The following is a 19,912-nucleotide window of genomic DNA, read 5'->3' on the forward strand; positions in this document are numbered from 1 at the left end:
ACAATAACTGTTACCACCATCACTTAGGATTTTTCAACGTTCAACAGCTTTTCCAGTGCTAATTCTAAATGAAATGTCCTGAATATGCGCTATTTAATGGCAATACTAAAACACTATCAATTCTATTCTACTTTTCCTTAGCTCTTTCTTATTATCAGGTCAAGAGGAAGGATCTTTCCACGAATTATCTGCCTTATCCTTTGCGGTTCACTTTTCATTCTGTCAAGGGTTTTGCTTACTCTTGCCTTCAATGCTTCCATACCCACAGGACAGAAATTCTTCAGATCCTGATACTTCAGTCCATTCCATACAAACTCATCTGGATTCAGTTCAGGAGAATATAGTGATATTTTTCTTGCGATCAGCCTCTTGTTGTGATCTCCAGGGTACTCCTTTACCCTCTTGCTTTTGTGCTTCATGATGTTATCCAAGAATATATAGAGGAATCCATGTATTTCCGAGACAAGCTTATTCAGGATTGATATTATGTCATCACTGTTCAAGTCTCCTTTATTAATAATGAAATCGAGATGCCTATAGGCAGTAATTGCAGATGTAAATGGCGGTTGAATTTTTCCAAAATCGGCGGTTAAGAATTTCCTCCTAGACTTAAATTATCACTTATGCTTTTTCATCCTTCCGGAATTAGTATTTCCAATCTTCTTCCTGTCCTTCAACCAGTCTGATTCTCCACTGAAATTGACATTAGTGCAGTGGCATAGTCTCATGTTCAGTAGAGCTGATAATATACTGATCATTTAGAACCCCACCCCATTCCTTTATGTAATCAGGATTCTTTTCCATTGCAACTGCAACAAGCATATGTAAAGAGTATCCAAGATCACGGAGGATGTAACATGTGCGACACACCAATCTTGATGTCGTGCAATAGAATTATAAGAAGAAGATACTTTGTTCGCTAGAACGAAAGAAGGGAAAATATAATTATTCACTTGTAAACAGGCTTGAAGATCTGATTGTTCCGTCATTCCTCATGGATGGGAATACTCTTCTTTATGAGAACAACAAGGGGAAGAGAGGATCTCTTCAGGACACCAAATTGATCGCATTCATAACATTCCTTTCAGATCACTGGAAGGGATTGCAAAAATATTCTTCAAAATTGTCTGCATAAAATCAATACGCTACAAGAATACTTTCATCTGGATCAAAAATATTGTCCCAAGCTTCCTGATACATAAGAAAAGTTGGCTGATTGTGCAATCGATTCAACAGGCCTCAAGATCACAATACGGCTTGATATTCCGGATCAAAATGGAAAAGGGAAAGAAGAGAATGGAGAAAAGATAAATGTTTTCCAGACATTCGCCCATGACTGTGCATATCTGGTGATCTATTTCACCGGGGTTTTTAAAAAAGGAATGAAAACCAAATATCTGTCTATGTAATCTAAGTCACAACCAATTGCCTTAGAATCAATCCTAAAGTCCTCAGGGAATTATCAACGAATCTCCATACCAAAATTTTCATTATCAATTGGTTAAATAACATTTCCAGGGGAAAGATCAATTCATAGGTGCAATCTTACAACCAACGAAAATTAATTAATAAAAAAAAGCTTATCCATAGTGCGATACATAATTATAACCGGGGGAGTTCTTTCCGGACTTGGAAAAGGTACCATTACCTCAAGTCTTTCACATCTTTTGAAATCAAACGGACTTAGGGTTACTGCCATTAAAATAGATCCATACCTGAATTACGACGCAGGCACAATGAATCCATATCAGCATGGTGAGGTTTTTGTTTTGGATGACGGGAGTGAAGTTGATCTGGATCTGGGCAATTACGAAAGATTTCTTGACATAAACCTCAGCAGGAATAACAACATCACTACAGGGAAAATCTATAAAGAGGTCATTGAGAGGGAAAGGAGAGGCGACTATCTTGGAAGTACAGTTCAGATAATACCACACATAACAAACGAAATAAAAAGGCGCATCAGGATTATCGGTAATTCTCCAGATGTGGACATTGTGATGATTGAAGTCGGCGGAACGGTGGGAGATATAGAATCTATGCCATTCCTGGAAGCTATAAGGCAGTTAAAACAGGAGGAAGGTGAAAACAGAGTGCTATTCGGACATGTGACACTTGTGCCGGAAATTGGATCAGTGGAGGAGCAGAAGACAAAACCTACCCAGCACAGTGTTAAAGAGTTAAGAGAGATCGGCATTCAACCAGATCTGCTGTTCTGCAGATCAAAGAATCCACTCCAGGATCAGACTAAGAGGAGGCTCTCCCTCTTTACTGATGTACCAGAAAGTGGAATTATAGGGATAAATGACATCCCAAACACATATTTCCTGCCTGAGATAATGCATAACCAGAAACTTGAGAAATATATAGAAAAGAAACTTTCGCTGAAACTTGCCAACTTCAGCGAACCCTGGACAGGTTTCCTGGAAAACCTCAGGAATCCCAGTGGGACTGTGGATATTGCAGTGGTAGGAAAATACATCGAACTTCAGGATGCTTATATTAGCCATAAAGAAGCATTTTACCATGTAACAGGCAATACCGGAATAAGCGTGAGGCTGAAATGGATAAATTCTGACAATCTTTTAAAGTCCATAGAAATTCTTAAAGAAGTGGACGGAATACTTATTCCCGGTGGTTTTGGCTACAGGGGCGTAACAGGCAAGATAGAGGCTGCCAGGTATGCTAGGGAGAACAGGATGCCATATCTTGGCATATGCCTTGGTTTTCAGGTATCTGTCATAGAGTTTGCCAGAAACGTGCTGGGACTGGAGGATGCAAACAGTTCCGAATTTCAGGAAGACACAAAGAATCCTGTCATAGATCTCTTACCGGAACAGTACAGAGTAGAGAATAAAGGCGGAACAATGAGGCTGGGGTCAAAAAGGGTTCTCATAAAAGATGGGACAATTGCAAGCCATCTCTACAGAACGAATGAAATTTATGAGAGGCACAGACACAGATATGAAGTCAACCCCTTGTTTATAGAGAGATTAAATAAGATGGGCATGAATTTCTCCGGCACTGATGATGAGAACATAAGGATGGAGATACTGGAACTTAATGACAGGGACAACTACATAGCCACACAGTACCATAGCGAATTCAAGTCGAGACCTATCTCTCCGTCAAAGGTACATAAGCATTTGGTACTGTCTGCTCTTGAATACAAAAGAAAGAAGGAAGAGGTGAAGGATGAGAGAAAGAATCTTAAAATTACTGGATGAAGCCAATACCAAGCTTCAGGAAAATCCAGAAAAAAAGGAGAAAATATCAAAACTTGACCGCACTGTATGCATAGAACTGGACGATTCAGAGAATATTTTCTTTGAGATAAAGAACGGTTCAATAACTGTGGTTGATCATGTGGTCTCCCCTGATATTGTGGTTAAATCCTCTTCACGTGACTTTTCAGACATACTGGATAAAAAACTTGATCCAATGAATGCATACTTTTCCAAGAAAATTGTCATAAAGGCAAAGTTGATGGACAAGCTTCTCATAGCCAATATACTCAAATGACAGAACATGAATCCTTCAGAACTGCTTACGATAAAATAATAAGAGAGAGCGTAGAATCCTGTTACTCAGTCGCAAAGAGAGTAAGGGCCCTGGGAAAGGATGTTAGAGATGACGTGGAGATGCCTTTGGCTTCGGATATGGCCGACAGGATAGAGGAACTTATAGGTATAAGGGGCATTGCGGATGAGATAAGGAAACAGTCAGCTGATCATACCAGGGAAGAAGTTTCAATAAGCATTTCAAGACTGGTTGCTAAAACGTACGCCAGCCAGGGTCTGAAGATGGCAGTCGACAAGGCGGTCAGGGTGGGGCTTGCTATACTTACAGAAGGGATACTTGTTGCACCGCTGGAGGGGATAGCAGATATCAGCATCGACTCAAACGATGACGGTTCCAGCTATGTTTCAGTATCTTACTCAGGGCCAATAAGGGGTGCAGGAGGAACTGCGCAGGCACTGAGCGTTCTTATTGCAGATATAGTTAGAAGAGATCTTGGCATAGGAAGCTACAGGGCAACAGACGAAGAGGTTGAGAGGTACATAGAGGAGGTCCAGAGCTATAACCGTTTAAAACATCTTCAGTATTTTCCAAGCCCAGAAGAGATCAGGACCGTCATAATTAATTCTCCAGTATGTATTGACGGAGAGGGCAGTGAGGAGGAGGAAATTTCAGGGCACAGGGATATGAAGAGGGTTAAGACCAACCGCATCAGAGGAGGAATGTGCCTGGTTTTGTGTGAAGGCTTGATCCAGAAATCAAAGAAAATTTTAAAACACACAGCCGCCCTGGGGATCAATGACTGGAATTTCCTTGCAAAAAAAGAACCTGAAATTTCGGAAACCCAGGTGAATGTCAAAAAGAGTTCAGACAAATACTTGAAGGATATGGTTGCGGGCAGGCCAGTTTTCAGTCATCCAGGGGCTAAGGGAGGGTTCAGGATCAGGTACGGGAGATCAAGGGTATCCGGGCTGGCAGCTGCTTCAATGAACCCTTCCACGATGTATATTCTCGGAAAGTTTATTGCAATAGGGTGCCAGCTTAAGATGGAGGCTCCAGGAAAAGCTGCTGCAATAACTCCATGTGATTCAGTGGAAGGACCCACAGTGATGCTTGAAAATGGTGATCATATAAGGGTGGATGATCTTGAAAAAGCAAAGGAGATATATGATCAGATAGTTGAGATCACAGATGTTGGAGAGATTCTCATATCATTTGGCGATTTTCTTGAAAACAATCATGTTCTTGAAAAACCTTCATACACATCAGAATGGTGGAAACTAAACGCCAGGGAATTCAAAAACCTGGAAAAATACCAGTTTCAGGTTCCTGGAGAAACAGAGGCTTGGGCAATTTCTAGGAAATATCCAGTTCCATTGTATCCGGAATATGATCTGATCTGGAATGACATATCAATGGATGAATTCAAAAATCTCAGATCAAGGATAATGGCATCCGCCTGGGACGGATGTCATATACTTATAAATCCTGAAGAATCCATAAAGAAATCACTTATAAAGATCAACTGCCAGTTCAGTGCAAGCGGATCCAGTATAATTCCAAAATATTCACTTTCACTGCTGAGATCCATGGGCCTTGACATACACGATAACCAGGTTGTGGAGATAACTCCATATACTGAATATTCAACGCCTCTGGAGGCTGTGAACAGCCTATCCGGAATAATCATAAAAGATCGTGCACCCACAAGGATAGGGTCAAGGATGGGAAGGCCAGAGAAAGCTGGAGACAGAAAGATGAAACCCACGGTTCATGTTCTGTTTCCAATTGAGAATTATGGGGATGCAAGAAGATCAATTGTAAACGCAGGGAGGAAATCGGATGAAAGAGGAATTGAGATAGAGGCCGCAGTGAGGGAATGCCTGAGTTGTGGATTGGAGACTCCCCATCCTCTCTGTCCTAAATGCGGGTCCAGGACTCAGAGTGAAAATAGGACAGGAAAAATGAGGGTGGACCTTTCAGAGATGATTGATCGGGCTGAAAGAAGAACAGGCATAAGCGTAACATCGCTGAAGGAGTTGAAAGGTGTAAAGAAGCTGATGTCAAAGGACAAAGTCAGTGAACCTCTAGAAAAGGGCTTATTCAGGGCAAAACATGGCGTATCAACCAACAAGGATGGAACCTGCCGTTATGATCTTACAGATATTCCGATTACTCATTTCAGGAAGGATGAGATAGGGATAAGCTCAATGAAACTCGTTCAGCTGGGTTATGAGGATAAGGAGATAAACGAGATTCAGCCCCAGGACATAATCATTCCAAAGGACGCTGCAAAATACCTCTTAAAAGTGTCACAGTACGTAGACGATATGCTCATTAATTATTACAATACTGAACCGTTCTATCTGTGTGAGAAAGAGACAGATCTTATAGGGCAGCTTGTCATAGGATTGGCTCCCCATACATCAGGAGGAATTGTAGGAAGAATCATAGGATTTTCCGATGTAAATGGATGCTATGCACACCCATTCTTCCATGCAGCCAAGAGAAGAAACTGCGACGGCGATGAGGACAGCATAATGCTCCTGATGGACGGCCTCATAAACTTTTCAAAAGATTACCTTCCATCAACAAGGGGGGGTCTTATGGATGCCCCTCTTGTCCTGACAGTCAGGCTTAATCCAGATGAGGTTGACAAGGAAGCTCTGAATGTTGATACACTATGGGAATATCCTCTTGAATTCTACAAGGCTGCGGAAAAGAATGAAATGCCATCCAAATTGGAGGGGATAATGAGAACAATGAAGATTCTCATTCAGGAAACCGGTAGTTTCCGTGGCACCGGATACAGCAGGGAGACAACAGACATAAGCCGCGGAATCAAAACATCTTCCTACAAAACAATCCTATCCATGCAGGACAAGATCGAGCAGCAGCTTGGCCTGGCCAAAAAAATTAGGGCGGTTGATGAAAATGACGTCGCTGCAAGAGTTCTCTCCTCTCATTTTCTTCCTGATATGTACGGTAATTTCCGGGGGTTCTTCTCTCAGGAGTTCAGGTGCACAAAGTGCAATGCAAAATATCGCCGCGTTCCCCTTTCCGGAAAATGTTTCAGGTGCGGGAATTCCAGCATAAATCTCACAATTCACAAGGGGTCAATAATAAAATACATGGATGAGACGCTGAAGATTTCACACGAATTCAATCTCCCATGGTACCTGGGCATGAGAATTGAAAACATAATAAACACAATCACACAGACTTTTAACATTGATAAGAAAGAAGAGGATAAGGGCCTGGAAGATTATCAGGAGATAGAAGCATGATAGGATCACTATTTGTAACCGGACCGGCAGGAACAGGAAAATCATCATTTTGTGGATCATACAAGGAATGGTTAATTAGCCAGGGATACGATTCGGCAATAGTGAATCTCGATCCCGGATCGGAGTTCGTGCCATACGAACCTGATGTTGATATAAGGGATATTATATCGCTGGAAAGCGTCATGTCGGAATACAATCTGGGACCCAATGGTGCTCAAATAGTTGCCTCTGATCTCATGCTGGAAAACGTTCAGGCGATAGCCGAACCATTGAAAGAACTGTCTGATTACTACGTCATATTTGACACACCAGGGCAGATGGAACTTTTTAGTTTCAGGCCCTCCAGCCCATATCTGGTGAATTCACTATCTGGAAACAAAGCCATGATAGCATTCGTGTCGGATGCAGTTCTTTCATCAATTCCCTCAGGTTACATATCCCAGAAGATGCTTTACGGTTCAGTAATGTCAAGATTCTACAAGCCTATGATCTTTGTGATGAACAAGATTGATCTCATAACCGAAATGGATATTGACAATATTATGGCATGGGAAAGAGATTGGGAAATACTAGCTGATGCATTCATGGAAGAGAAGCAGGAGATGCTTAAGGATTATTTCCTGAATATTATAGAGGCATTTAGAAACGGAGGAATCAACTCCAAAATATTCCCGGTATCATCCAGGGAAATGTCAGGTTTTGAGGACATCTACAGTGAAATGTCCCTTTTTCTCACCGGTGGAACAGACGCTGATACAACATACAAGGATGACTGATCTCTCCAGCAGAGATAAATCTCTACCACCGAATATTCCAAAATGAAAAATTCAGTGTGTAGTATTTTATGCCAGTTACGTGATTCGAACTCAGAACCAGAAAATTTGAGGCTGGAATTTATAAATGAATCGGTGCAGGGTGAGATGAATGTAAAAATCTTTAATACTCCTTCCGTTGCAGTATTATGTCCATGAAACATCACTGCATAATCTGTGGAAACCTCATTTTTAAAGGACTTTATTGCGCTGGGTGTTCTATGGAGATAGTCAAGGCAAGAACTGCAGATGAGGAACCTCTTGAAGAATGGATCTCAAGACAAAGGGATTCAAAGCAGGTATCCATAAGCATGGAACCCTGCCAGGAAATGACTCTTGACAGGTTCATCAACTGAAATTGAATCGGCAAATGGGAACCAATTAGTTAACCAAATTATTCCGTAAATAATTGATTTCATCATCTTTTTTTAAAGCCGGATCAGTGAAATGGCATTCTGAATGGCAATAAAGAAATAACAATAGATTTTTAAAGGTTGATGAAATTTGAAAAAAGGTGAAAAAATGTCAGAAAAATGGAATGCAAAAGACAACCTTAAACCAAAGGGACTGGAAGGCATCTCAGATCAGCAGATCGAATACCACTTTGAAACACATTACAAGGGATATGTGAATAAATTAAACGAAATATGGGAGAAACTTCCATCTGTTGATAGGAGCAAGGCAAACCAGAATTACAGTGAATTCAGGGAACTCAAGCTGGAAGAGACATTCAATTTCGATGGTTCGCTTCTCCATGAGCTCTATTTCCAGAACTTGAACAAAGAACACAACCCGGTTCCGGATTCCTTCAAGAAAGAGGTGGAAAAGAGTTTTGGGAGCTATGAGAAATGGGTGGAGGATTTCAAGGCAACTGGAGTAGCATTCAGAGGTTGGTCACTTTTGGTTTTTGATTTCAATACCGGTGCACTGAGAAATATAGGAGCTGATGTGCATAACACAAACGGAATATGGAATGCAATGGTTCTTCTCGCACTTGATGTGTATGAACATGCATACTATACCGATTACGGGCCAAAGAGAGCTCCTTACCTGGATGCATTCATGAAGAATGTTGACTGGAAACATGTAGAGAAGAGACTGGAAAAAGCCAAAAAAATGTACGCGATTTTCAAGGAATGATTCCAGCAAATACCAACAAATATTTTTTTATATTCCAGAAAAACAACTTCAGACCAATTTTTATATTCATCTGATCTATGGTTGAAGTATAGATGGAAATTCATGAATACAGTGGCGTTCTGAAAACTGTCAGGGATATGATGTCCTCTGAATTCAGAACAGAGGTTGAAAACAGGAAACTTGACTTCATAAAAGCAGGGAAATCCTCTCCCGAATTCATTTATGGCGAATTGTGCTTCTGCATCCTGACAGCAAACACGTCAGCAGAGATGGGAATAAAAACTCAGGAGGCCATAGGAATCCAGGGCTTTCTGGAATTCGACGAAGATACAATGAGAAAAAAGCTTAAAGAGGTGAGATACAGATTTTACAATGTAAGGAGCAAGTTCCTTGTGCAGTCCAGGTGGATAGTCGATGAACTTCCAGGGATTCTCGCAATGAAAGACAGGATTGAAGCAAGAGACTACCTGGTGGAAAACTTGAAGGGGATAGGTTACAAAGAAGCATCCCATTTCTTGAGGAATGTAGGAATATTTGATTTCTCAATTCTTGACAAGCACATACTCCGTATGATCAAGAAGGAATATCCGGATGGTAAGTTCCGGGTGGGGAGCAGAAAAAATTATCTTGAAACGGAAAAGACAATACTAGAGTTTGCAGAATCAGTTTCCCTTGATCCCGGCATACTTGATCTTTACCTCTGGAAAATCGCAACAGGTAAACTGCTGAAATGAGATTTTTTGGGTGGCAAACAGGTCATTTTCAGCTTCTTTTCCCCAACTTATAATCTGCCAGTTCAAAAAATTCGTCTAATCCGGAATAGGCCCCATGATATGCCACAATTTCAATGACAAGAGCCGTTATGATTTCAACGACAAGAGCTGTTATGATTTCAATGACAGGAACCGCTATGGCAGCAGGAATGGCGGACAGGATTATGCCTATAGGGAGAAATGCAGAGTTCCCTGCATATGTGATACTGCTGTTTCCAGAAGATAATGTTGCCAGATAATGTAAACCAAAATAGAGGGAAGGAAACAAAATTACAGCTGTTAAGGCAAATAATATTATAGAAACCCGAAGGTAGGTGGAAGCACCCCTAAGTTTTGGAACTGAAAGTTCAGCGGAAAGGAATTTCAAACTGGCAACAATTTTCAAGTAGGCAATGACATATATGACAGTTATAACTGCCACAGAAGCACCTGCAATCAAAAAAGACTCGTTAAGCACAGATAGGGGTATTGAGGGTGGCTTTCCACTCACAATAAGAGAAGAAACAATAAGGGAGAATACACGAACATAGAGGAAATAATAGGATACGACAATCACTGCTAATGAAGCAATAATGTTGAAAATAAGCCAGTTTCTCGTAGATCCATAATGCCTGGCATTAACCATCTTGGAATCTGCCAGACGCCCAAAACCCATGATCAGCAATATAACACCTATAAAAAGTAGTAAAGAACCGACAATGTCAATAAGGGGAATTATTGTAAGTATTGAACCCAAGAAGAGGACAAAAAATGCGGTTCTCAGTTTCTTGAGGCTCTCCCGAATAACATATAGATCATCATTGAACGTGGAGGCCATTCCCATAAATTAATTATGAGCTATCTATATAAAAAATTTTTGGGTCTTCCCACCTTTTTTGAATGTATATATTTAATTCAAAGGTCCTTTCTCTACAATATGAATTCCACCTAATGACTTGAGATATTTTTCATGTTACAAGGATATTTTATTCTTAATTCTTAAAAACACAACTTAAATTATAGATGATGCATGTTAATAACACATTAAATGGCAATCCCCTTCCATATTATGAGAATAAGGATATGTAACCACTATTTTTTCACACATCTAATGAGAGGCACCAACCAGATCAAGGTTTATGAAAAGCTGAAATATGAAGCCATGCTGAGAAATATGGATTGAGAATTATTCTATCAACAATATTGTAGGGTGGACCTTCTTTTAAATAGGATTTCAAAAACTAATAGATTATATGTTACCTTATATTTATATCCGTTATGATAAGTTTTCTGGACCAGAAAAGGATGGATTTAAACTATCAGTACCGCAACGGTGATCTGTTTGTTCTTATGACAAACGCCGGAAAGGGAGTTTCAAGTGTGATATGGGACAATTTCAAACCAGGTTCGTCAATTCTCATTGTATGCGGAACTGGAAATAATGCGGGCGACGGCATAATGGCTGCAAAGTTTCTGCAGGACAAGTTCCGTGTTTCAGTTTATCTTATAAAGGGTAAATCGTCAATGAAAACTGACATGGCAAGAAAGGCACTGAGAAGTTTTAAGGGGAAAATTTATGAAATTGATGAGATTGAAAAGTTACTTGAGGATGCAGACATAGTTGTGGATTCCCTTCTTGGAACGGGCACAAATGGAGAACTCCGGGAACCATACGCTTCAGTTATCAAAAAAATAAATAAATCTGGCAAGAAAATCGTGTCGGTGGACATCCCCTCCGGACTTGGAACAGGAACAATGGTACACCCTGATATCACGGTCACCTTCACCGACATTAAAGAAGGTATGAACAGTTCCAACTCTGGAAAGATAGAAATAGTGGACATAGGAATTCCAGATAACGCAATCAATTATTCCGGGCCAGGTGATCTGGTATACCTAAACCCTCCCGAGAAGGATTCACACAAGGGAGACAATGGGACTCTGGCAATAATCGGAGGCTGGTCATTCCATGGATCGGCAGTGATCTCATCCATGGGGGCGCTATCGGTGGGCACTGATCTGGTTAGGGTTTACACCACCAGGCAGAATTACAACATCATTTCATCATACAACCCGGAAATTATAGTCAGGGAGGTTACACCTGACAGCATGCCCCTTGATGAGATCAGGAAACATAAAGCAATACTTATTGGACCTGGCATGGGCATCTCATCCATCTACGAAAAATCCATTCTTTCCCTGATATCCTCTTATGACGGGGAAATTATACTTGATGCTGATGCCCTGAAAATGCTCTCTTCCCACAAAAATTCTTTGATGGGCAAAAAAATAACAGTAACCCCACACAGGCAGGAATTTCTGAGGTTTTACGACGAAGATCCCACAAAGGGGAATGCAGAGATACTCTCAAGGCATTATGGATTTACAACTGTTCTCAAAGGTTCAACGGATACAATTACAGATGGGGTGAATACAATTCTAACCGATGGTGGAAACAGCAGGATGACCATGGGTGGAACAGGAGACCTCCTCGCAGGAATAATCAGCGGTCTGATCTCAAAGGGTATGATCAGATTGAGGGCCTGCTCTGCCGGAACTTTCGTGAACAAGAAGGCGGCAGAAATCTCTTTCAACAGCAAGTCCTATTTTTTCAGCGTAAACGATATGATAGAGGCAATACCAAAGGTGATGAAATTATATTTTGAAAAGTAGAAAGCGCCCAAACAACAATTAGGTCCGGGAAAAACCTTTTAAACATATTATATCTGCTATTTAAAAGATGACGGAATCGGGAACATCTGAATCAGACAGTAATAAAAATACTGAAACCCCAAAGTATGATAGTATGGAGGAGATATCACAGTATTCAATTCTGAAAAAAATTTCGGTAGAACAGGAGAGTCATCCGGCAATAATATACAAATCGAGATACATATCATTTCACAATCTCCTTTCAAGCATAGATTCACTGGCTTCATACATGTCAGGAATGGAACTTGTGAAAGGGGACAGAGTGGCAATATTTTTGGAAAATTCTCCCCATTTTGTCATATCAATCTACGCATCAATGAAAATTGGGGCAATTGCGGCACCAATGGACCCTGAACTTTCAAATATTGAAATGCGGAATTCAATAAATTCAATAGGGGCAAAATGCATTATAATCAGTGACGTTGGATTCACAAAGATATCTGACCTTGCAAAGAAGGGAATTAACGTTATAGTTGTGAGATACCAGGATTTCATGTCCTTTGAGAATGGAGTTGCTAGGACATTTGAGAATCTTGGCGTTATAAGTCAAATACCCTGGTCCAAAAGCATTGTTAAATTTTCTGATGCAATGTTTGAAGTGCCCAGAGAAGAGGAGGAACTTGATCTTTACAGAGACACAAGTTTGCTCATACAGACTCATTCCATCTCGGGGGAACAGAGATTCGTCAAGGTCACACAAATGAATCTGCAGGCGGCAATTCAAAGTTTCAACAGCTGGTTTCCGGCATTTGAAAAACCTCTGAAAGTGGCTTCTCTTGTCCCATTTTTTTCCATTTATTCCATAGTTCTTTCCATACTAATCCCATTCTCCAGAGGATGGACAGCTATTATTGGGGACAGGCTGAACATAACCAAGGAAATTTCAGATTTCATACTTAAAAACGACCCGAATCTTGTATTAGGGAATTCATTCGCTGTTAAACTCATCTCGGGCATAGAGAAAAAGATCAGAATAAAGCGAAAAAAGGTATCTCCCAGAATAATAATAAGTTGTCTTGGAAATCTTCCTGGAGATCTACTTCAAAAAGTAGAGGAGGAACTTGGATTTCATATTATTGAGGGATACAGCATCCCCGAAGCCTCAGGCCTCACCCATTTAAATGACTATGATAAGAATAACAGACGTTCCGGGTCGGTGGGGAAAGCACTGTCAATGGTGGTTTCAGAGATTGTTGACGAGATCACAGGCAGGCCAAAACAGTTCATGGAGGAGGGGCAGCTAACAATCAGTGGCCCTCAAGTTACTCCTGGATTCTGGGGCCTTGATGAGGAGACAAAGGAGAGGATCAGGGAAGGAAAATTTCTCACAATGGATATTGCACACAAAGACAAAGATTCCTACTATTATATTACGGGAAGGCTTAATGACCAGATATATTCAGGAGGGATAATGATATCGCCAAGGGAGATAGAGGAGGTACTTACCAGCATAGACACCATAGCCGAGGCTGCAGTTATAGGGGTTCCTGATAAATCAGGAAACGAAATAATAAAAGCATTTATAACCCCTGCTGGGGGAAAGAGAATATCTCTGGATAGGGTGACCAAAATAGTTGCCTCCAAACTTTCACCAAATAAAATCCCTACAGAATATGTCATAATGGATGGACTTCCAAAGACACTGAACGGCAACATAATAAGGCGTATATTGAAGGAAGAGGAACTTGCAAAACAGAAGTGAGGGCGTGGAAAATGCAACAAGATTGCTGTAATACCATTTCGTATATCAGAACATTTTCTGTTATAAAAGTTAATTAATTTTAGTACCATCCTAAAGAGGAGTTAATTATTATGGCGGAAACAGTAGAACAGAAGCAGGAATTTTCAAGAGGTCTTGAGGGTGTTATAGCCGCTGAGACCAAAATTGGTTATGTAGACGGAATCAACGGAATTCTTGCATACAGAGGTTACGATATAGAAACACTGACAAACCAGTCGAATTATGAAGAGGTATCCTATCTGCTGCTATACGGGAAGCTTCCAAGTGAAAAGGAATACATTGAATACGTTTCAGAGCTTAAAAAAGAGATGTACATTGAAGACGATGTCTATGAACTTATTAAAAAGATTTCCAGGACAGCACATCCTATGTCTTCACTGAGAACAGTTGTTTCATATATTGGGGGCAAGGACAAAACCAGCGTTGATCCGGATGTGAAACAGCAGGAAGAAATAGGGATAAAATTAATAGCCAAGATGCCTACAATAGTTGCAGCTATAAAGAGGGCATCCAGTGGGGAAGATTTTATAAAACCAGACCCCGAACTCTCATATGCTGCAAATTTCTTCTATCAGTCAGCTGGAAGGAAACCAGATACAGTTGAGGCAAAGATGATGGATACTGCGCTTATTCTGCATGCAGATCACGGCATGAACGCATCAACATTTTCAGCAATGTTGACAATATCCACTCTCTCAGATATGTATTCTGCAATTACATCTGCAATTTCAACTCTGAAAGGTCCCCTGCATGGCGGGGCTAATGAGAGAGCCCTGGCCCTCATAAAGGAAACAGGGTCCCCAGATAATGCTGAGAAAGTTCTTTCAGAGAAAATGGAAAAGAAAGAGAAAATCATGGGTTTCGGGCATAGAGTCTACAAGGTATATGATCCCAGGGCAAAGATTCTGAAGGGCTATGCTGAATACATAACCAAGAAAAATGGGCAGGAAAAACTATTTCAGACCGCCACAAAAATAGAGGATTTGATGGTGAACAGGCTTGGAGAGAAGGGCATATTCCCAAATGTGGATTTCTACTCTGGAATACTCTACTACTCCATAGGTTTCCCGCCAGATGTTTTCACTCCAATATTTGCCGTAGGAAGGATTTCCGGATGGGTTGCCAGGTCCTATGAATATGTTCAGAACAACCGTCTATTCAGACCAAGAAGCAGGTATGCAGGCGAGAAGGCACCCAGGAGATACGTACCAATAAACGAAAGGAACTGAACTCCAAATTTCATTCCATGACTGTTTACATCCTTGACACTGGTGCCATAATTTCAAGAAATATAAATCTCATTTCTGGAAATATCTGTATTCCGGTTTCGGTTATGGGCGAGATCAGAAAAGGGAAACTCAAGCGGAACATGGATGAAATATCTGAATATATTTCTGTTATTGATCCTTCCCATAATTTCAAAAAACTTGTAAGGAAAGCAGCTGAAGAGACAGGCGATATAAGAGTATTAAGCGAAACGGACATAGATGTTATCTCTGCAGCCCTGGAGATATCTGGAATCATTGTAAGCGATGATTATGCCATACAGAATGTGGCCGGGAAAATGGGCATAAAATACATTGGCGTTGAGAAAGAGACCATTAAGAAACAGATGGAATGGCAGTTTCGGTGCACCGGCTGTAGAAAGATTTATTCAAAATTCGTGCCTGTATGCGAAATATGCGGACATGCTGTTAAACGCTTTCCCAAATGACATGAATATTTATATTACAGGTATTTCATACTCAAAAAAAATCCACATTCCGCATTATGTTTGATTTCTCTGCAATTTCCTTTTTATAAGAAGAGGGAAGGCAGTTATTTTCCACTAATAAAATGTCTGCAGATAAACAATGCCAATCTTTTTAACCAATATGAGAATTTTTGATCATGATAGATATATCTCTGCCTTTGAGCAGGCAACTCATCAGTTATCCAGGTGATGCAAAGTACGAGGAATACGAATATTTCACTCATGAGAAGGATCATGTCCATATAATGAGGGTGATTATGGAGACGCACTCCGGAACACATTTTGACGCCCCGTATCATATGCTTGCAGATGGAAAAAAAGCCAATGAGATCCCACTTGAAGACTTCATGGGGAAAGCAACTGTGATTGAGGTTAACGCACCAGCCATACTGCCAGAACATATACCGTCCCAACATGAAAAAATAGTTCTATTCAAAACCCCCAACACAGACCATTACGACTCTTTCAAGAATGACTTCACATACCTCAGTCTTGAAGCTGCAAAAAAACTTGTAGAGAGAAAGGTGAAGCTTGTAGGCATAGATTACCTCTCCATCGAAAAATTCGGCAGCAGCCATCCGGCTGTACATAAACTTCTGATGAATAATGGAATAATTATAGTGGAGGGCCTTTACATGAAAAATGCAAAAGCTGGAACCTATGAATTTATATGTCTTCCGCTGAACATGTCTCAGGACGGGGCCCCATGCAGGGCAGTCCTCAGGTAGTTTATGGTTGAGAGGGTTCTGCATTCCTGAAGGACATGTAGTTTCTACCTGCGTAGAGTATTATCCCCCCCGCTAAAACTGAAATAATAACTGCATAAATGTATGAGTACTGGGCACCAAAGGTGTAAAGTCCGCCCATGAGCAAATTTCCGGTGAAGAGTCCTATGCTCCTTGCAGAAGAAAGTTTACCCATGCCTCCACCCAATGTTGCAGAAGCGGACAGAACTGTTATAATGGTTGGCTCAAAAGTCTCAATGAATCCTACAGCAACAGCTATTAAAGCACTGGAAATGTAGAATCCTGTTAGTCCAATTGAATATACTATGCTGATCACGTATCCAAGGGACCCAACTCCGGCAAGGATATAGCCGAGAAAACCAAGAGCTCTCATCTCATTCTTGATGGTAAAACGTGAGAGGGCAAAACCTGTTAACGAAGAAACAGCGAGGAATATGGTGTAGGTTCCAACACCAAGAATGGGGCTTTTTGTATATTCTGACACAGTGAGTATTGGAAATCCCATACTGTAGAAGCTGAATCCGAAAAGTGCTGTTGCAAGCAGGACAGCTCCAAATGCAATTCTTCTTTTCCCGGTTTCACTCTTTTTATCAATTTTGTTGCCTCTTTTTTTGTCTCTGGTCAGGGCAACCAGTACTGTTGATATTACAATTGGAACAATTGTAACAAGAAATATAAATTTGAACTCATAATGGTAGAAAAGCATTACCATAAGAAGTATGGTAGCTACAATTCCACCTCCAACATCCAGGCCATGAAGAAGGCCGAAAGCTCTCGAACGGTTTTTATCAGATACAGATTTTGCAAAAAGTGTTCTTCTGGCTGGTGATCTCAGGTTTCTCATCCACCAGCCTGTTGCAAAGGTTCCAACGGCTTCAAGTGGAACAATGGCAAATCCAGTAAAGGAAAGAATGGGGATGAAAGCATTGCCAAGCACGGAGACTTTTTTGTAACCATATCTGTCAGCCAGTTTCCCTCCAAAGTAAGCAAAAAGAGAACCAACGCCATAATTCAGGGCTTCAGCAAGTCCAAATACAATAACAGGTGCACCAAGGACAAAAACAAGGAAGTAAGGCAGTCCAGCTATAACCAGCTGATATCCCATGTCTGCAAAAAATGCAGAGAAGGATATGAGTAGTACATTTCTGTTGTAAATATGCCATCCATTTTCATTGTTGTCTATACCATCATCCATATGTATTCCAAATCCCTCTTCTCAGATTTTTTTTTGAAGTTGGTTTCTCAGGTTGCAAAAGGTTCTTCATTATATAGAAACTTTTCCAGCAAACGCCATTGGTTTAATGGATATGGGATATCAGTATTATTTCCAATACTAAATTCCCTTTTCCTCAAGATACTGAAGAAACCCGTCTGTGAATTCGTTTAAATCACAAACTATGCCGTAATCAGAGTACTTGAATATGGGGGCGTTTGGGTCCACATTGACAGATACAATTGTATGGACGTACCTTAACCCTACAATATGGTTATCGTGACCGGAAACTCCAAGGTTAATGTAAACATCTGAGGAGATGGAAGATCCTGTAAGCCCTATCTGTTGCTGACGGGGAACAAAGCCCATGTCAACAATGGGTCTTGTTGCCCCCAAGGTTGAACCCAGTTTTCGGCTGAGTTCAAGAGCTTTCTGGACAAAATCTTTCCTCTTTATGCCTCTGCCAAGCCCTATTACAGTGCTGCTGGAAGATAATGGCCTGTATTCTGAAGGAACTGGTATGTTTTCAAGAAGAGTGAAATTTTCATTGTCGGAAGAAACATCATTCTCTAACTTAAATCTCTCAGACCCTCTGTATTTCAGAAACATTCCCGGCCTTACAGTGGCCATGGCTGGCTTTGTCTTCGATACTATTTCTGCAACTATTCCTCCACCGAATGCAGGCTTAAGCTGAATAAGCTGCTTTCCGTCATATTTTAGATCTATGCAGTCTGCAGTTAGACCAAGAGATTTCTCTGCCGCAATCCTTGCGGCAATCTCTCTTCCATCTATGGTTGAGGGGAAAATAACAAACTCCGGTTTCTCTTTGTCAATGATTCTTATAACTCTATTGGCAAAAGTATCATTTCCAGGGGCACTAATCTTGATATACCTGTTGCATGGCATCTCCTTAAGCTTCTCAGGATCCAGATTTCCAGCCATTATTACCTCAAGATCCATTCCCCTTGTTATTTGCAATGCCTTTGACGCTATTTCAATGGAAACTTCGGGATCACCCAGTGCAATTCCCATAACGGATCCAATTTTCTTATGTAATGAATTGTCCACAATTTCCGTATCTTTTGCGGATTTCCTTTCATTAATTAAATTAAGTATTTTTTCATAAGTCTCTTTTCCCGGCGCCAGAAATTTTACCAACCTCTGACTCTTTACATCCGAGGTTCCGGTTACAACAGTTGGGGAAGCATCTGTGCCGTTGAAATCTATCCCAAGTTTTTCAGCGTTGATCACAACTATTTTTGATGTCATATCCGGCGTTTCCGGCTTGATGGACCTTGCTCGGTTGATCTTTTCGCTAACTGATAATAGAGCAGGAAGATTCCCCTCATACCTGTTAATTCCATCTTCCCTGTCCTGTTCAATAATTATTCCTTTCCTGTCCTCTGAAAATTCTATCCTGAAAACTGACGATTTGAATTTCATTCCAGTCATGAATGCAACTTCAGGGGGAACCTGTGAAGTTTCCCCGTCAAGTGAATATTTTCCTGCCAGAACAAGATCAGGTTTCACATATTCCACAACCCTGGAAAGTATCTTTGCAGTTGCCCATGTGTCGGAACCCGCGAAGCTTCTGTCTGTAACAAGGTATGCTGTATCTGCACCCATTCTCAGAGATTCATTGAGTATCTCTCCCGCTGAAGGAGGACCCATTGTTGCAACAACCACCTCAGATCCAATCTTCTCCTTAATTCTAATTGCCTCCTCCACTGCCTTCTTGTCAAAGGAATTGAACATCAGAGGCACGCCTTCCCTTACAATTCTCATGGTTTTACTGTCGAATGTTATCCTATTTACATCCGGAATCTGTTTTATAAGAACAAGAATTTTCATGGAATTCCTTTCTATAAAAATTTTTTACTGGAAGTCCACCAAAACTTCCCCATTCTCCACTTTAGTCTTATAGGATTTCAAGGGAGATATATCACCAGATCCTTCAGGAGGGCTCACCACTGACCCATCTTTTGGATCAAATGTGGCAAAATGATTGGGGCATATGAGTTTCCCTTCATCCATGAAACCCTCAGAGAGATCATAATCTTCATGGGTGCAATATAGGGAAGTGGCAAAGTAGTTTTCCTTGCTTTTTATTATAAGTATCTCCTTGTTTTCCACTGAAGCCTTGAACAGGTCACCATCTTTCATAACTCCATCCTTAAGAACTTTATACCACGCCATACTACCATATATGTCCAATTATTATAACCTTTTTTTTCATA

At 40.7% G+C, this 19,912-nt stretch carries 20 protein-coding genes; 14 read left to right on the plus strand and 6 right to left on the minus strand.

Features of this window, described 5'->3' with window-relative positions:
- Nucleotides 1-137: 137 nt before the first annotated feature.
- Together OXIME_RS08305 and OXIME_RS08310 are read right to left on the minus strand one after the other, a co-directional pair.
- Complete coding sequence (locus tag OXIME_RS08305; protein ID WP_393972269.1) at nt 138-572, minus strand: transposase; 435 nt, start codon at nt 570-572, stop codon at nt 138-140.
- Nucleotides 573-617: 45 nt separating this feature from the next.
- Nucleotides 618-758, minus strand: coding sequence for a hypothetical protein (locus OXIME_RS08310; RefSeq protein ID WP_393971373.1), 141 nt, complete (start codon nt 756-758; stop codon nt 618-620).
- Nucleotides 759-994: 236 nt separating this feature from the next.
- Here OXIME_RS08310 and OXIME_RS08315 point away from each other — a divergent pair, with 236 nt between their 5' ends.
- The 9 genes from OXIME_RS08315 (at nt 995) to OXIME_RS08355 (ending at nt 9,492) form a co-directional block, all read left to right on the plus strand.
- Nucleotides 995-1,135, plus strand: a complete 141-nt coding sequence (locus OXIME_RS08315; RefSeq protein ID WP_393971374.1) for a hypothetical protein — start codon at nt 995-997, stop codon at nt 1,133-1,135.
- A gap of 73 nt (nt 1,136-1,208) precedes the next feature.
- On the plus strand, nt 1,209-1,409 hold the full coding sequence (locus OXIME_RS08320) for a hypothetical protein (protein WP_393971375.1): 201 nt from the start codon (nt 1,209-1,211) through the stop codon (nt 1,407-1,409).
- A 177-nt stretch (nt 1,410-1,586) separates the two neighbouring features.
- Complete coding sequence (locus OXIME_RS08325; protein WP_393972270.1) at nt 1,587-3,227, plus strand: CTP synthase; 1,641 nt, start codon at nt 1,587-1,589, stop codon at nt 3,225-3,227.
- Nucleotides 3,196-3,522 (plus strand): SCP2 sterol-binding domain-containing protein, encoded by a 327-nt coding sequence (locus tag OXIME_RS08330; protein WP_393971376.1) that lies wholly within the window; start codon nt 3,196-3,198, stop codon nt 3,520-3,522. The genes OXIME_RS08325 and OXIME_RS08330 overlap by 32 nt, the downstream gene beginning before the upstream one ends.
- A complete protein-coding gene (locus OXIME_RS08335) occupies nt 3,519-6,806 on the plus strand; it encodes a DNA polymerase II large subunit (RefSeq protein ID WP_393971377.1) in 3,288 nt (1,095 codons plus the stop codon). Before OXIME_RS08330 ends, OXIME_RS08335 begins: the two co-directional genes overlap by 4 nt.
- Nucleotides 6,803-7,582, plus strand: a complete 780-nt coding sequence (locus OXIME_RS08340) for an ATP/GTP-binding protein (RefSeq protein WP_393971378.1) — start codon at nt 6,803-6,805, stop codon at nt 7,580-7,582. The genes OXIME_RS08335 and OXIME_RS08340 overlap by 4 nt, the downstream gene beginning before the upstream one ends.
- Nucleotides 7,583-7,839: 257 nt before the next feature.
- On the plus strand, nt 7,840-7,974 hold the full coding sequence (locus tag OXIME_RS08345; protein ID WP_393971379.1) for a hypothetical protein: 135 nt from the start codon (nt 7,840-7,842) through the stop codon (nt 7,972-7,974).
- 166 nt (nt 7,975-8,140) lie between these two features.
- Nucleotides 8,141-8,758 carry a superoxide dismutase gene (locus OXIME_RS08350; protein WP_393971380.1) on the plus strand — a complete coding sequence of 206 codons (618 nt, stop codon included), beginning with the start codon at nt 8,141-8,143 and terminating at the stop codon, nt 8,756-8,758.
- Nucleotides 8,759-8,850: 92 nt separating this feature from the next.
- Nucleotides 8,851-9,492, plus strand: coding sequence for an N-glycosylase/DNA lyase (locus tag OXIME_RS08355; RefSeq protein WP_393971381.1), 642 nt, complete (start codon nt 8,851-8,853; stop codon nt 9,490-9,492).
- 28 nt (nt 9,493-9,520) lie between these two features.
- Here the strand turns inward: OXIME_RS08355 and OXIME_RS08360 are convergent, their stop codons facing one another.
- A complete protein-coding gene (locus OXIME_RS08360; protein ID WP_393971382.1) occupies nt 9,521-10,354 on the minus strand; it encodes a hypothetical protein in 834 nt (277 codons plus the stop codon).
- A gap of 434 nt (nt 10,355-10,788) precedes the next feature.
- Between OXIME_RS08360 and OXIME_RS08365 the strand changes: the two genes are divergently transcribed.
- The 5 genes from OXIME_RS08365 (at nt 10,789) to OXIME_RS08385 (ending at nt 16,444) form a co-directional block, all read left to right on the plus strand.
- Nucleotides 10,789-12,183, plus strand: a complete 1,395-nt coding sequence (locus tag OXIME_RS08365) for an NAD(P)H-hydrate dehydratase (protein WP_393971383.1) — start codon at nt 10,789-10,791, stop codon at nt 12,181-12,183.
- A gap of 67 nt (nt 12,184-12,250) precedes the next feature.
- Nucleotides 12,251-13,924, plus strand: a complete 1,674-nt coding sequence (locus OXIME_RS08370; protein WP_393971384.1) for a class I adenylate-forming enzyme family protein — start codon at nt 12,251-12,253, stop codon at nt 13,922-13,924.
- Between the two features lie 110 nt (nt 13,925-14,034).
- A complete protein-coding gene (locus tag OXIME_RS08375; RefSeq protein WP_393971385.1) occupies nt 14,035-15,192 on the plus strand; it encodes a citrate/2-methylcitrate synthase in 1,158 nt (385 codons plus the stop codon).
- Between the two features lie 17 nt (nt 15,193-15,209).
- Nucleotides 15,210-15,677, plus strand: coding sequence for an NOB1 family endonuclease (locus OXIME_RS08380; RefSeq protein WP_393971386.1), 468 nt, complete (start codon nt 15,210-15,212; stop codon nt 15,675-15,677).
- 176 nt (nt 15,678-15,853) lie between these two features.
- A complete protein-coding gene (locus OXIME_RS08385; protein WP_393971387.1) occupies nt 15,854-16,444 on the plus strand; it encodes a cyclase family protein in 591 nt (196 codons plus the stop codon).
- A gap of 1 nt (nt 16,445) precedes the next feature.
- Here the strand turns inward: OXIME_RS08385 and OXIME_RS08390 are convergent, their stop codons facing one another.
- From OXIME_RS08390 to OXIME_RS08400, 3 genes are all read right to left on the minus strand, one after another.
- A complete protein-coding gene (locus OXIME_RS08390) occupies nt 16,446-17,657 on the minus strand; it encodes an MFS transporter (protein WP_393971388.1) in 1,212 nt (403 codons plus the stop codon).
- A gap of 138 nt (nt 17,658-17,795) precedes the next feature.
- Complete coding sequence (locus OXIME_RS08395) at nt 17,796-19,526, minus strand: FAD-binding protein (protein ID WP_393971389.1); 1,731 nt, start codon at nt 19,524-19,526, stop codon at nt 17,796-17,798.
- A gap of 24 nt (nt 19,527-19,550) precedes the next feature.
- The gene (locus OXIME_RS08400; protein WP_393971390.1) at nt 19,551-19,871 is read right to left on the minus strand and encodes a Rieske (2Fe-2S) protein; all 321 of its coding nucleotides are present in this window, start codon (nt 19,869-19,871) and stop codon (nt 19,551-19,553) included.
- Nucleotides 19,872-19,912: the final 41 nt, after the last annotated feature.

The sequence above is a fragment of the Oxyplasma meridianum genome (assembly GCF_038024865.1).
Lineage (GTDB): Archaea > Thermoplasmatota > Thermoplasmata > Thermoplasmatales > Thermoplasmataceae > Oxyplasma > Oxyplasma meridianum.

Excerpts from the sequence above, each read along its gene's own strand:
- OXIME_RS08385 (WP_393971387.1), top strand. The coding sequence starts at position 15,854 with ATGATAGATATATCTCTGCCTTTGAGCAGGCAACTCATCAGTTATCCA.
- OXIME_RS08380 (WP_393971386.1), top strand. The coding sequence starts at position 15,210 with ATGACTGTTTACATCCTTGACACTGGTGCCATAATTTCAAGAAATATA.
- OXIME_RS08395 (WP_393971389.1), bottom strand. The coding sequence starts at position 19,526 with ATGAAAATTCTTGTTCTTATAAAACAGATTCCGGATGTAAATAGGATA.
- OXIME_RS08345 (WP_393971379.1), top strand. The coding sequence starts at position 7,840 with ATGGAGATAGTCAAGGCAAGAACTGCAGATGAGGAACCTCTTGAAGAA.
- OXIME_RS08315 (WP_393971374.1), top strand. The coding sequence starts at position 995 with ATGGATGGGAATACTCTTCTTTATGAGAACAACAAGGGGAAGAGAGGA.
- OXIME_RS08370 (WP_393971384.1), top strand. The coding sequence starts at position 12,251 with ATGACGGAATCGGGAACATCTGAATCAGACAGTAATAAAAATACTGAA.
- OXIME_RS08400 (WP_393971390.1), bottom strand. The coding sequence starts at position 19,871 with ATGGCGTGGTATAAAGTTCTTAAGGATGGAGTTATGAAAGATGGTGAC.
- OXIME_RS08310 (WP_393971373.1), bottom strand. The coding sequence starts at position 758 with ATGATCAGTATATTATCAGCTCTACTGAACATGAGACTATGCCACTGC.
- OXIME_RS08350 (WP_393971380.1), top strand. The coding sequence starts at position 8,141 with ATGTCAGAAAAATGGAATGCAAAAGACAACCTTAAACCAAAGGGACTG.
- OXIME_RS08340 (WP_393971378.1), top strand. The coding sequence starts at position 6,803 with ATGATAGGATCACTATTTGTAACCGGACCGGCAGGAACAGGAAAATCA.
- OXIME_RS08365 (WP_393971383.1), top strand. The coding sequence starts at position 10,789 with ATGATAAGTTTTCTGGACCAGAAAAGGATGGATTTAAACTATCAGTAC.
- OXIME_RS08375 (WP_393971385.1), top strand. The coding sequence starts at position 14,035 with ATGGCGGAAACAGTAGAACAGAAGCAGGAATTTTCAAGAGGTCTTGAG.
- OXIME_RS08390 (WP_393971388.1), bottom strand. The coding sequence starts at position 17,657 with ATGGATGATGGTATAGACAACAATGAAAATGGATGGCATATTTACAAC.
- OXIME_RS08330 (WP_393971376.1), top strand. The coding sequence starts at position 3,196 with ATGAGAGAAAGAATCTTAAAATTACTGGATGAAGCCAATACCAAGCTT.
- OXIME_RS08355 (WP_393971381.1), top strand. The coding sequence starts at position 8,851 with ATGGAAATTCATGAATACAGTGGCGTTCTGAAAACTGTCAGGGATATG.
- OXIME_RS08335 (WP_393971377.1), top strand. The coding sequence starts at position 3,519 with ATGACAGAACATGAATCCTTCAGAACTGCTTACGATAAAATAATAAGA.
- OXIME_RS08360 (WP_393971382.1), bottom strand. The coding sequence starts at position 10,354 with ATGGGAATGGCCTCCACGTTCAATGATGATCTATATGTTATTCGGGAG.